The organism is Pleomorphochaeta caudata (assembly GCF_055395745.1).
On the sequence record NZ_AP042458.1, the window covers coordinates 2,006,232 to 2,017,996 of the forward strand.

12 protein-coding genes are annotated in these 11,765 nt (G+C 30.5%); 8 read left to right on the top strand and 4 right to left on the bottom strand.

Going from position 1 to position 11,765, the window contains the following annotated elements; all coding sequences use genetic code 11:
• Positions 1–2 precede the first annotated feature (2 nt).
• Positions 3–785, top strand: coding sequence for a uridine phosphorylase (gene udp, locus ACZ5RS_RS09385; RefSeq protein WP_464634746.1), 783 nt, complete (start codon positions 3–5; stop codon positions 783–785).
• A 78-nt stretch (positions 786–863) separates the two neighbouring features.
• Here the strand turns inward: udp and ACZ5RS_RS09390 are convergent, their stop codons facing one another.
• From ACZ5RS_RS09390 to ACZ5RS_RS09400, 3 genes are all read right to left on the bottom strand, one after another.
• The gene (locus ACZ5RS_RS09390) at positions 864–1,535 is read right to left on the bottom strand and encodes a peroxiredoxin (protein WP_464634748.1); all 672 of its coding nucleotides are present in this window, start codon (positions 1,533–1,535) and stop codon (positions 864–866) included.
• Positions 1,536–1,690: 155 nt separating this feature from the next.
• The gene (locus tag ACZ5RS_RS09395) at positions 1,691–2,005 is read right to left on the bottom strand and encodes a GIY-YIG nuclease family protein (RefSeq protein ID WP_464634750.1); all 315 of its coding nucleotides are present in this window, start codon (positions 2,003–2,005) and stop codon (positions 1,691–1,693) included.
• 97 nt (positions 2,006–2,102) lie between these two features.
• Entirely contained in the window at positions 2,103–2,573 is a 471-nt protein-coding gene (locus ACZ5RS_RS09400; protein ID WP_464634752.1) for a hypothetical protein, read from the bottom strand.
• 292 nt (positions 2,574–2,865) lie between these two features.
• Here ACZ5RS_RS09400 and ACZ5RS_RS09405 point away from each other — a divergent pair, with 292 nt between their 5' ends.
• From ACZ5RS_RS09405 to ACZ5RS_RS09435, 7 genes are read left to right on the top strand one after another with little or no spacing between them, the layout of a single operon-like run.
• The gene (locus tag ACZ5RS_RS09405; protein ID WP_464634754.1) at positions 2,866–3,462 is read left to right on the top strand and encodes a V-type ATP synthase subunit E; all 597 of its coding nucleotides are present in this window, start codon (positions 2,866–2,868) and stop codon (positions 3,460–3,462) included.
• Between the two features lie 10 nt (positions 3,463–3,472).
• Entirely contained in the window at positions 3,473–4,006 is a 534-nt protein-coding gene (locus tag ACZ5RS_RS09410) for a DUF2764 family protein (RefSeq protein WP_464634756.1), read from the top strand.
• Positions 4,007–4,017: 11 nt separating this feature from the next.
• Complete coding sequence (locus ACZ5RS_RS09415) at positions 4,018–5,775, top strand: V-type ATP synthase subunit A (RefSeq protein WP_464634758.1); 1,758 nt, start codon at positions 4,018–4,020, stop codon at positions 5,773–5,775.
• A 12-nt stretch (positions 5,776–5,787) separates the two neighbouring features.
• On the top strand, positions 5,788–7,089 hold the full coding sequence (locus tag ACZ5RS_RS09420; protein WP_464634760.1) for a V-type ATP synthase subunit B: 1,302 nt from the start codon (positions 5,788–5,790) through the stop codon (positions 7,087–7,089).
• An 8-nt stretch (positions 7,090–7,097) separates the two neighbouring features.
• Complete coding sequence (locus tag ACZ5RS_RS09425; RefSeq protein ID WP_464634762.1) at positions 7,098–7,709, top strand: V-type ATP synthase subunit D; 612 nt, start codon at positions 7,098–7,100, stop codon at positions 7,707–7,709.
• The gene (locus ACZ5RS_RS09430) at positions 7,710–9,551 is read left to right on the top strand and encodes a V-type ATP synthase subunit I (RefSeq protein ID WP_464634764.1); all 1,842 of its coding nucleotides are present in this window, start codon (positions 7,710–7,712) and stop codon (positions 9,549–9,551) included. It abuts the gene before it with no gap.
• 29 nt (positions 9,552–9,580) lie between these two features.
• The gene (locus tag ACZ5RS_RS09435; RefSeq protein WP_464634766.1) at positions 9,581–10,018 is read left to right on the top strand and encodes a V-type ATP synthase subunit K; all 438 of its coding nucleotides are present in this window, start codon (positions 9,581–9,583) and stop codon (positions 10,016–10,018) included.
• Positions 10,019–10,107: 89 nt separating this feature from the next.
• Here the strand turns inward: ACZ5RS_RS09435 and hcp are convergent, their stop codons facing one another.
• A complete protein-coding gene (gene hcp / locus ACZ5RS_RS09440) occupies positions 10,108–11,751 on the bottom strand; it encodes a hydroxylamine reductase (RefSeq protein ID WP_464634768.1) in 1,644 nt (547 codons plus the stop codon).
• Between the last annotated feature and the right edge of the window lie 14 nt (positions 11,752–11,765).

Genomic DNA, 11,765 nt, shown 5'->3' on the forward strand with positions numbered 1-11,765 from the left:
ATATGTCTGATTATATGAATGGAACAGGTATTCAATACCATCTTCATATCAAAAAAGGAGATGTTGGTAGATATGTTATTTTACCAGGCGATCCAAAAAGATGTGAAAAAATAGCTAAATATTTTGATGATCCAAAACTAATTGCTGATAATAGAGAATATATAACATATACAGGTTATTTGGATGGAGAAAAAGTTTCTGTTACTAGTACAGGAATTGGTGGCCCATCAGCTTCTATTGCTATGGAAGAATTACATAAATGTGGTGCTGATACTTTTATTAGAGTTGGTACTTGTGGTGGAATTGCTTTGCCAGTAATGGGCGGGGACGTTGTTGTTGCAACTGGTGCTATTAGATTTGAAGGAACAAGTAGAGAATATGCTCCAATAGAATTTCCTGCTGTTGCTAATTTTGATGTAGTTTCTGCATTGAGAGATGCAGCAAAATCTTTAGGTTTTAATCATCATACAGGAATTGTACAATGTAAGGATTCTTTTTATGGTCAACATTCTCCGGATTTAATGCCTGTAAGTTATGAATTAAATAACAAATGGGAAGCTTGGAAAAGATTAGGGGTTTTAGCTAGTGAAATGGAAAGTGCCGCATTATTTACAGTTGCTTCTTATCTAGGTGTTAGATGTGGTAGTGAATTCTTTGTTGTAGGAAATCAAGAAAGAGAAAAACTAGGAATGGAAAATCCAATTCTACATGATACTGAGAATGCTATTAGAGTAGGGGTTCAAGGTATTAGAAACTTAATAAAAATGGACAAAGAAAATAAATAATCTTATTAAAGTTATTAAATAATAAAAGGCTATTGAATACAAAAAATATTCAATAGCCTATTTTGTTAAATGAAAAAATTATTTTTTATCTTTTTTAAAGCACATAAACCAATCTAAGCAATACATATCTTCATCTTCACTTTCAACTCTTTCTTTAGCTGTTCCACAGCTACCAGCTGGAGGTACGATAAAATCATCACCTTCTCTCCAGTCTGCAGGTGTTGCACAATTTTCTTTGTCAACTTTTTGTAAAGCTTGAATAATTCTCTTTAGCTCGTCAAAATTTCTACCAGTTGAGAGTGGATAATATAAGATAGTTCTAATAATCCCATTAGGATCAATAATGAAAACAGCTCTAACAGCTTGAGTGTTTGATTGATTAGGTTGAATCATACCATATTTTTTAGCAACATCCATTTTAATGTCTTCAATTAAAGGGAATTTAACATCTAAATTTTTCATTCCTTTCCATTCAAGTTCATGAATTTTTCTAAGCCAAGCAATGTGTGAGTAAAGTGAATCTACTGATAAACCTACTAATTCTGTATTAAGCTTTTTAAAATCTTCTTCTAAATGTGCAAAAGTCATGAATTCTGTAGTACAAACAGGAGTAAAATCAGCGGGGTGAGAAAAAAGGATAACCCATTTTCCTTTGTAATCTTCAGGGAAGTTAATTTGTCCTTGAGTAGTTGTTGCTACAAAGCTAGGTGCTTTGTCTCCTAGTAATGGCATTTTGTAAAATTCGTCCATAAAAAATCTCCTTATATTTTATTTTGTATCATGTGTATAAAATAACACTAATGAGAATGAATGTCAATAGTAAATTATTATTAATTAGAATTTTAGGCCTAAAAAAACATACTATACAATTGTAGAGTATGTTTACAAATAATTGATTTATAAAATTAATAATAAGTTACATTTTTTTCATCTAATATTTTTTTTGCTTTGTCATATAAATCATCTAAAGATTCTCCATCTTCTACAAAAAGGATTGGTTCAATTGCAAATAATTCGAGACCAATTTTTGCATATTCTTGTTGAAGATTGATATTATTATAAAATCCCAAATCTAATTGAAATCTTATATTTTTACTATCTTCTATTATATTATTACTTTTGATTAATAATGATTTATCTGATTCTAAATTATATATTCTAATAATCCCTTTTGTAGGTTCAGTATTTAAATAATGTTGTAAATTTTTGCTTTTTAACATAAAACCTCTAAAATTTTAATATAAGGTAATGATATCAAAAAATAAATTTATAAGGTAGTATTTAATAAAATAAATAATTATTTTTAACTAACAAATATTAAAATGGATCCCAAGTTAAAACTGTGGCATAGCTTGAATCTGTGACATTATCAACTTTTTTTTCAACCCATATATCAGGGTTAGAAATATTAAAAATGTATTTAATAGTTGAAGCGCCAGCTTTTGTACAAGTTAATATTAATTGAGCTGAGGTTGAACCAGCAGCTGTTATTGAATATCCTAAATTTGTTAATCTATCTGTATCGAATTCTGCTGCATCATTATAAAAACCTAGATACATAGTATTAGTACTAGAATCTCCAAAATCTGATGTACCACCCCTAACAACATCAATCTTTGTTGTTGAGAATGTTACAGTTCCAAGTCCAGCTTCATAATTAATGTAAAGTGTTTTTCTTAAACTAAGTGGAACGCTAGATAAATCGATGGTTGGTCCATTGATTTCACAAGAACTTAATAGTAAAACAAAAAAGCTTAAAAGAAGGGTTATTTTAATTTTTTTCTTCATAATTTTTCTCCTGTAAATAATTTTGTATAACAAATACATTATAATTTTATGTTAGAATTTTTTTATTAACAAATGCCGCAAACGTTTTCAGATTAAAAAACATGATAAATTTGTTATAAAAATCACAAAGGTATTTATTTTTTAACAAAAAAAGATAAAATGAGAGAATAAAAATAAAATATAAAAAAATTGTATTAGGATTAGACATAAAATAAAGTTTCTAGTATATTTATAAACGTTGTATTTTGTTTTATGAAAAAAACGCTAAATTTTTAAAGGTAGGTATTATACTATGGCACAACAAATTCAGGATTTGGTTGAATCAATTCAGAAAGAAGGAATTGATAAGGCCAATAAACAAGCTGAGCAAATAATAACTGATGCTAAATCAAAAGCAGATGAAATTATAAAAAGTGCTAAGAAAGAATCAGAAAAGATTCTCTCTGATGCTGAGAAAGAAGTTGCTTTACGTGATCAAAGCGCAAAAGCTTCTCTATCTCAAGCTGCACGTGATGTTCAATTGTCCTTAAAAAAAGCTTTAACAGCACAAATTAATGCTTTATTAGAAGAAAAAGTATCAAAAGCTTTCAAAACTAAAGATTTCGTTAAATTAATTAAAGACGTAATTTCTTTAGATTTAAGCGACCCTAAGACTACAGAACTTCAGATAAGTGAAGATGATTATAAAGCTTTGGCAGAAACTTTAACAAAAGAATTGGGCGATAAAATAAAACAAGGTTTAGAAATTAAGCCAGTTAAGAGTGTTAATGTTGGTTTTAAACTAGCAGACAAAGATGGCTCAGGATATTTTGACTTTAGTGAAGAAGCTACAGCCAAATTAATGGTTCCTTTCCTTTCTCCCGCTATTGCAGAAATTGTTTTTAATTAAGGAGTGATTCGTGGCTTCTTATTATTATTTAGTTGCAACTTTACCTATGTTAAGATATGAAGACTCAGCACCATTTACATGTGATGAGTTTCTTGAACTATGTAAAAGTAATGTTAACAAAAAAGATTATACAATCATTTCAGAGGCCCTTTCAGATAATAATGCATCACATCCATTTGTAAAAAAATGGTATAAATTTAATACAAGTGTAAAAAAAGAATTATCAGAGCAAAGAAGTAAAAAATTAAATATTAATAGTGAAAAATACAAAAACACTAATGATAAAGAATTTAGAATTGTTGAAGGAGTAAGAGCTGCTTTAGCTGCTAAAAATGCTTATGAAGGGGAGCTTCTATTGATGAAGTTGTATTGGAAGTACTTAGATGAATCTAGTACTAACCATGTTTTTGATTTAGAGGGTTTATTAGCCTTTGCTATTAAGCTTAAACTTCTAGAAAGAAAATCTCGCTTTGATAAAGTAGAAGGTAATAAAGAATTTAAAAAATTATTAAACAATCTACAATCAACAATGAAAAGCAATTAATGGAGAACATGATGGATAGAATGAAAGGACGCGTCATCGGCGTCAATGGAAATATGGTAAATGTTGAATTTGATGATTCTGTTTCCAAAAACGAGGTTGGTTATATTCATGTTGGTGATACTCGTTTAAAAAGTGAAGTAATTAGAATCAATTCAAAAGTAGCAAGTTTACAAGTATTTGAATCAACTACAGATGTAGCTGTAGGTGATGAAGTAGAATTCACAAATGAAATGTTAAGTGTTGAATTAGGTCCTGGTTTATTACAACAAATTTATGATGGCCTACAAAACCCATTACCTGATTTAGCAAGCCAATGTGGATTCTTTTTACAAAGAGGTGTTTATTTAGATCCTATTCCAAATAAAGATTGGGAATTTACACCAATAGTAAAAAAAGGTGATGAAGTAAAAGCAGGAGATACATTAGGTACTGTTCCAGAAGGCTTATTTACTCACCAAATTATGGTACCATTTAACTTAACTCGTGGTGAATGGAAAGTAAAAAGTATTGTAAAAAAAGGTACATACAATGTTAGAGATAATGTTGCAACAATTGAAAACCAAGATGGAGAAACTAAAGATTTAACAATGGTTATTTCTTGGCCTGTAAAAGTACCAATTACATGTTATGATGAAAGATTAAGACCTGATGAACCATTAGTAATGAAAGTTAGAATTATTGATACTTTCTTACCAATAGCTAAAGGTGGTACATTCTGTGTTCCTGGCCCATTCGGTGCTGGTAAAACTGTTTTACAACACATGGAAAGTAGAAATGCTGATGTAGATATCGTAATTATCGCAGCTTGTGGTGAAAGAGCTGGTGAGGTTGTTGAAGTATTAAAAGAGTTCCCTGAATTGGTTGACCCTAAAACAAATAAGAGTTTAATGGAAAGAACAATCATTATTTGTAACACTTCTTCAATGCCTGTTGCTGCTCGTGAAGCATCTGTTTATACAGCTGTTACAATGGCTGAGTATTACAGACAGATGGGCTTAAATGTTTTACTACTTGCTGATAGTACCTCAAGATGGGCTCAAGCTATGAGAGAAATGAGTGGTAGACTTGAAGAAATTCCTGGTGAAGAAGCATTCCCAGCATACTTAGAAACTCGTATTGCTGAATTCTATGAAAGAGCAGGTAAAGTTAGATTAAATGATGGTAGATTAGCTTCTGTAACAATTGGTGGTACAGTATCTCCAGCAGGTGGTAACTTTGAAGAACCTGTAACTCAAGCAACTTTGAAAGTTGTTGGTGCTTTCCACGGTTTATCAAGAGAAAGATCTGATGCAAGAAAATATCCTGCAATTAACCCACTTGATTCTTGGTCAAAATACACAGGTGTAATTGATACAACTAAAGTTGATTATGCTAAGCGTATTTTATTTAGAGGTGGTGAAGTTAATCAAATGATGAAAGTTGTTGGTGAAGAAGGAACAAGTATTAGCGATTATATCATTTATCAAAAAAGTGAATTAATCGATTCTGTTTATTTACAACAAAACTCATTTGATCCTGTTGACTCAGCAGTTATCGTTGAACGTCAAGAATACTTATTTAAACTATTATTTAAAGTTCTTGCTGCAGAATTCGATTTAGCTGATAAAAAACATGTCCGCTCCTTTTTCAATGAAATGAGACAAAAATTCTTAGACTGGAATAACGTAGAGTTTAAGAGTGAAAGATTTGAACAAATTGAGGGTGAAATAAAAGCTCAATTTGATAGTAATTTTGTTAGCTTTATTCCAGAAGCTGAAAAATTAATGTAATTGGAGTGAAAGATGCAAAAAGTATATACCAAGATTGAATCCATTGTAGGTAACGTTATTAGTGTTAGAGCAAAGGGTGTAAAGAATGGAGAACTTGCTATTGTTACAACAGCAACAGGAGAAAGTTATGCAAATGTTATTAAATTACAAGGTGATTTAGTTTCTCTTCAAGTTTTCTCAGGTGCTGCAGGTATTTCAACTGGCGATAAAGTTCGTTTCTTATCACATTCAATGAAAGTTTCTTACAGTGATGATTTATTAGGAAGAATTTTTACAGGTAGTGGAGTTCCAAGAGATAAAGGACCTTCATTAGAAGAAAATATGATTGACATTGGTGGTCCATCAGTTAACCCAGCAAAACGTATTATTCCTAGAAACATGATTAGAACAGGTATTCCAATGATTGACGTATTTAACACACTTGTTGAAAGTCAAAAATTACCTATTTTCTCAGTTTCAGGTGAACCATATAACCAATTATTAGCTAGAATTGCTATGCAAGCTGAAGTTGATTTAATTATTTTAGGTGGTATGGGTTTAAAATATGATGACTATTTGTTCTTTAAAGATACACTAGAAAAAAGTGGTGCTATGAGTAGAACAATTATGTTTATTCATACAGCTAGTGACCCAACTGTTGAATGTATGTTAGTTCCAGATATGGCTTTAGCAGTAGCTGAAAAATTTGCTATTGATGGTAAAAAAGTATTAGTTTTATTAACTGATATGACAAACTTCGCAGATGCAATGAAAGAAATGGCAATTACAATGGACCAAGTTCCATCAAACAGAGGTTATCCTGGAGACTTATATTCTTCATTAGCTTCAAGATATGAAAAAGCTGTTGACTTTGAAGGCGCTGGCTCTTTAACTATTTTAGCAGTTACTACAATGCCTGGTGATGATGTTACTCACCCAGTTCCTGATAACACAGGTTATATTACTGAAGGTCAATATTATCTTAAGGGTGGAAGAATTGAGCCATTTGGTTCACTATCTCGTCTAAAACAACAAGTTAATAAAGATACAAGAGATGACCATAGAGCATTAATGGACGGTATGATTAAATTATATGCTTCATACAGAGAATCATTAGAAAAGAAATCTATGGGATTCCAAATGACAGAATGGGATGAAAAATTACTTAAATATGGTACATTATTTGAACAAAAAATGATGGATTTAAGTGTTAATATTCCTTTAGAAGAAGCTTTAGACCTAGGTTGGCAAATTTTAAGTGAATGTTTCGAACCTAATGAAACAGGATTGAAGAGTGATTTAATTGTCGCACGTTGGCCTAAGAAGGATGCTTAGGAGGTAAAATGGCAGTCAAATTGACCAAAAATGAGCAAAAAAAGCAAAAAGATCAGCTCAAACAATTTACTAGATATTTACCAACTTTGCAGTTGAAAAAACAGCAACTTCAAATGGTTATTAGAGGTATCGAAAGTAAAATAAAAGAGTTGCGTCTTGAGCAAGATAAGCTTGTTGATGGAATGCAAGATTGGATTTGTGTTTACGCAGAAAATGCAGCCTTTGATAAAGATAAGAGACTCTCTAATATTGTTAGAGTAGATAGGGTTGTTAAAGTAAAAAGTAATATTGCAGGTGTTACTATTCCTGAATTTAAAGAATTAACCTTTAAGGATATCGATTATGATTTAACTGAATATCCTCTTTGGGTTGATGATGGAATTTTAACCTTAAAAGATTATGCAAGACTTGATGCTTTAATTGGAACTTTAGAAATTCAAATTGATTTATTATCAAAAGAATTGAGAACAACATCTCAAAGAGTTAATTTGTTTGAAAAAGTTAAAATCCCTGAAGCAAAAGAGAATATTAGAAAGATTGGAATTTATCTTGGAGATCAACAAGCAGCAGCTGTTGTAAGAGGTAAAATTGCTAAAAGCAAAGTTGTGGGGGTGTCCTAAATGATAGTACCCATGAAAAAAGTAAGTATTATAGTTCAGGCTCATAAGAAAACTGAAATGTTAAGAACCCTTAGAAAATATGGATTAATGCATATCTATGCTGTTAATTCAAAAAGTAAAAAGGGTGAAGAACTTAAAAATGAACTTGATTTATTAAATACTGCTAGAATGAGTATTGAAGATTGTGTGGTTGATAGCAAAAAAATTGAACAAGAAACACTTGAAGAAAGTGATTTTGTTAAATTGCATAGCCAAATAACTTCAAAAATAGCTGAAAGAAAAGAATTAAATGAGTCTATAGTTAAAGATAAGTTGACTATTGATAGGATAAAGGGTTGGGGTAATTTCGAACCTAAAGATATTAAGAAATTAAAAGATGAAGGTATAAAACTATACTTTTACACTTTAGGTAAGAAAGAATTATCTACAATTGATAGTACTGTTAAGTTTATAGAATTAGATTCTGTAGATAAACAATGTGCTATTGCTGTAATAGATAAAGAATTAGATCCAGCATTCCCTGCAAAACTTTTTGAACTTCCTGATGAAAGTTTAATAGCTCTTGAAGAAAGAGTTAATGAAAATTCAAAAGAAGTCGAACAAATTAATAGTTATTTAGCAGAAAATTATAGGTATTTAGATTCATATAATCATTTTATCAAAAAATGTGAAATGGAAATTTACTTTGACCAAGTATCTTCAACTGCAACTGATGATGATAACTTAAGTTACATTACAGGCTATATACCACAAACAAAATTTGAAAAGTTTGAAAAGGTAGCTAAAAAGCAATGTTGGGGATATATGAGCGAAGATCCAGAAGAAGAGGATTTACCTCCTACTTTGATTAAATATCAAAAGGGTGTAGGTATCATTAAACCTTTATTCAATATTCTAGGAACAGTTCCTGGATATAATGAAGGAGATATTTCTCTTTGGTTCTTAATGTTCTTTACTTTGTTCTTTGCCATGATTATTGGTGATGCAGGGTATGGTTTAGTATTTTTATTAGGAGCTGTTTTGATGCATGCAAAAAGTAAAAAAGTTACTACAGCTAATATGCTTTTGTATGTTTTATCGATAGCGACAATGATTTGGGGGTCCTTAACCGGTACTTGGTTTGGTTCTCAAACAATCTTAATGAATACTCCATTAAAGAATTTAGTATTACCTATGATAACGAACTTCCCTGCAGATTTTGATTTAGCTTCACAAACTACTCAAAATAATATAATGCAATTCTGTTTCATTTTAGGAACAATTCAGTTAACTTTAGCTGAAGTAATAAATATTGTTCGAAAAATCTCAAAGAAAGATATTTCTTTCATTGCAGATATTGGTTGGACATTAGATATTCTTGTTTTATATTTTGTAGTTTTGAATTTGGTTATTCAAGTTCCATGTAACTATTCAATAGTATTCCCATTAATTATTGTTGGGTTTGTATTGGTTACATTATTTGGAGCACAAAAACCAGGTCAATCTTTTGCAAAAGGGATAACAGCAGGACTAGGTGCTATATTTACTAACTTCTTAGATACTATTAGTTGTTTCTCAAACCTTATGAGTTATATACGTTTGTTTGCTGTTGGCTTAGCTACATTAGCTATAGCACAAAGCTTTAACTCAATGGCTGCTCCTTTAATGGGAGGCGTAACAACTATTGTTGCAATAATTATTTTAATTATTGGACATGCTTTGAACTTAGTAATGGGACTATTATCAGTAATAGTTCATGGTGTTAGATTGAATTTATTAGAATTTTCTGGACAACTTGGAATGGAGTGGTCAGGAATTGAATACGATCCGTTTAGAGAAACGGTAAATGAAAATGTAAAATAGGTTGTATATATACAACTAAGGAGATTAAAATGAATAGTTTAGGTTTAATTGGTTTAGCTTGTGCTTTAGCTGTACCAGCAATGGGTTCTGCTTTTGGTGCAGGTATTGCTGCTCAAGCTGCTGTAGGTGGATGGAAAAAATGTTATGCAAATGGTAAACCAGCTCCATTTATTATGGTTGCTTTTGCTGGTGCTCCATTAACACAAACAATTTATGGTTTCTTGTTGATGAACTTTATCACAGCTGCATTAGCTGCTGGAGCTTCTTCAGTATTAGCTTTTGGTGTAGGTGTATTCGGTGGTATTGCTATTGGTTTATCTGCATTAATGCAAGGTAAAACAAGTGCAAATGCTTGTGATGCATTAGCTGAAACAGGAAAAGGTACAGCAAACTATTTTATTGTAATTGGTATTGTAGAAACTGTTGCATTATTTACATTGGTATTCTCATTATTATTGTTACAATAATTTTAACTATAAATTAAAATAATAAAACCTGCTAAAAATGAGGCTTTTCTCATTGATAGGCAGGTTTTAATTATTTATAAGTTATTAGCTTAATTAAAGAACATTTCAATATCATCTTTTACATTTGTGATTCCACCAATGTTAAAGTTATCTACTAATACATTAGTTACATTTTCGGATAAGAAAGCAGGTAAGGTAGGACCAAGATGAATATTTTTAACACCTAAAAATAATAAAGCTAATAAAACTATTACGGCTTTTTGTTCATACCAAGCAATATTATAAATTATTGGTAATTCATTAATGTCTGTTAATTCAAAAACTTCTTTTAATTTAAGAGCAATTAAGGCAAGTGAATAAGAATCATTGCATTGACCAGCATCTAAAACTCTTGGAATTCCTTTTATATCCCCTAAGTTTAATTTATTATATTTATATTTTGCACAGCCAGCTGTTAAAATAATTGTATCTTTTGGTAAAGCCTTAGCAAAATCAGTATAATAATTTCTTGATTTAGCTCTACCATCACAACCCGCCATAACTACAAATTTTTTAATATCACCAGATTTAACAGCACTGACAACATTATCAGCTAATTTAAATACTTGATCGTGAGCAAAACCACCAACTAATTCCCCTGTTTCTAATTCTGTAGGAGGAGCGCATTTTCTCGCCACTTCAATAATCTCACTAAAATCTTTTTGATTAGCAAATTCTCCTTTTATATGTTTAACTCCATCAAAGCCCGCAGCACCTGTTGTAAAAATTTTATCAACATAAGAGCCTTTTGGTGGGACTATACAGTTTGTAGTCATTAGAATTGGTCCATTAAAACTTTCAAATTCTTCTTTTTGTTTCCACCAAGCATTACCATAGTTACCAACTAAATTTTTATATTTTTTTAATTTAGGGTAATAATGAGCAGGAAGCATCTCTCCATGTGTATAAATATCGATACCTGTATTTTTTGTTTGCTTTAGTAATTCTTCAATATCTCCTAAATCATGACCAGAAACAAGAATACCAGGACGATTATTCACACCAAGTTTTACTTTTGAAATTTCAGGATTCCCATAAGTTGAAGTATTTGCCTTATCAAGTAAAGCCATAGCATCAACACCATATTTTCCAACTTCTAGTGTTAAATTAACTAGTTCTTCAAGATTTAAATTTGTTGATAGTAATTTTGCTAATGCAGTTTGGATAAAGATATCAATATCTTCATTTTCAAAAGAAAGTGCATTCGCATGTTTTACATATGCTGCTAACCCTTTAATACCATAAGTGATTAATTCAACTAAAGATCTAATATCTTCATTTTTTGTTGAAAGAACTCCAACTTCATTACTACTAGCTTTTTCATTAATTTCATCTATAGAGCTAATTTTAAATGTTGCTGCATCACTTAAATTATTTTTTGTATTTAATTGCTTAATTAATTCATCTCTATAATTTATAGTTTCACTTATTCTTGAATAAAAAATATTATCATCAAAATTTGCATTTGTGATTGTTGTAAATAAATTAACACTAATAAAATGGTTTATTGTTTTATCAACAGCTTTATTTTGTGAGCGTAATTTTGTAGTTATTTCACATAACCCTTTTGTAGCATAAATTAGTAAATCTTGTAATTTAGCAGTTTGAGGGGATTTTCCACATACTCCCTTATGTGTGCAACCTGTACACCCTGCAGTTTCTTGACATTGATAACAAAATATATCTAATCCCATAAAATTTCTCCTTG

Bases quoted from the DNA above. Each gene is read 5' to 3' on its own strand.
- udp (WP_464634746.1), top strand. From the start codon at position 3: ATGTCTGATTATATGAATGGAACAGGTATTCAATACCATCTTCATATC.
- ACZ5RS_RS09390 (WP_464634748.1), bottom strand. From the start codon at position 1,535: ATGGACGAATTTTACAAAATGCCATTACTAGGAGACAAAGCACCTAGC.
- ACZ5RS_RS09395 (WP_464634750.1), bottom strand. From the start codon at position 2,005: ATGTTAAAAAGCAAAAATTTACAACATTATTTAAATACTGAACCTACA.
- ACZ5RS_RS09400 (WP_464634752.1), bottom strand. From the start codon at position 2,573: ATGAAGAAAAAAATTAAAATAACCCTTCTTTTAAGCTTTTTTGTTTTA.
- ACZ5RS_RS09405 (WP_464634754.1), top strand. From the start codon at position 2,866: ATGGCACAACAAATTCAGGATTTGGTTGAATCAATTCAGAAAGAAGGA.
- ACZ5RS_RS09415 (WP_464634758.1), top strand. From the start codon at position 4,018: ATGGATAGAATGAAAGGACGCGTCATCGGCGTCAATGGAAATATGGTA.
- ACZ5RS_RS09420 (WP_464634760.1), top strand. From the start codon at position 5,788: ATGCAAAAAGTATATACCAAGATTGAATCCATTGTAGGTAACGTTATT.
- ACZ5RS_RS09425 (WP_464634762.1), top strand. From the start codon at position 7,098: ATGGCAGTCAAATTGACCAAAAATGAGCAAAAAAAGCAAAAAGATCAG.
- ACZ5RS_RS09430 (WP_464634764.1), top strand. From the start codon at position 7,710: ATGATAGTACCCATGAAAAAAGTAAGTATTATAGTTCAGGCTCATAAG.
- ACZ5RS_RS09435 (WP_464634766.1), top strand. From the start codon at position 9,581: ATGAATAGTTTAGGTTTAATTGGTTTAGCTTGTGCTTTAGCTGTACCA.
- hcp (WP_464634768.1), bottom strand. From the start codon at position 11,751: ATGGGATTAGATATATTTTGTTATCAATGTCAAGAAACTGCAGGGTGT.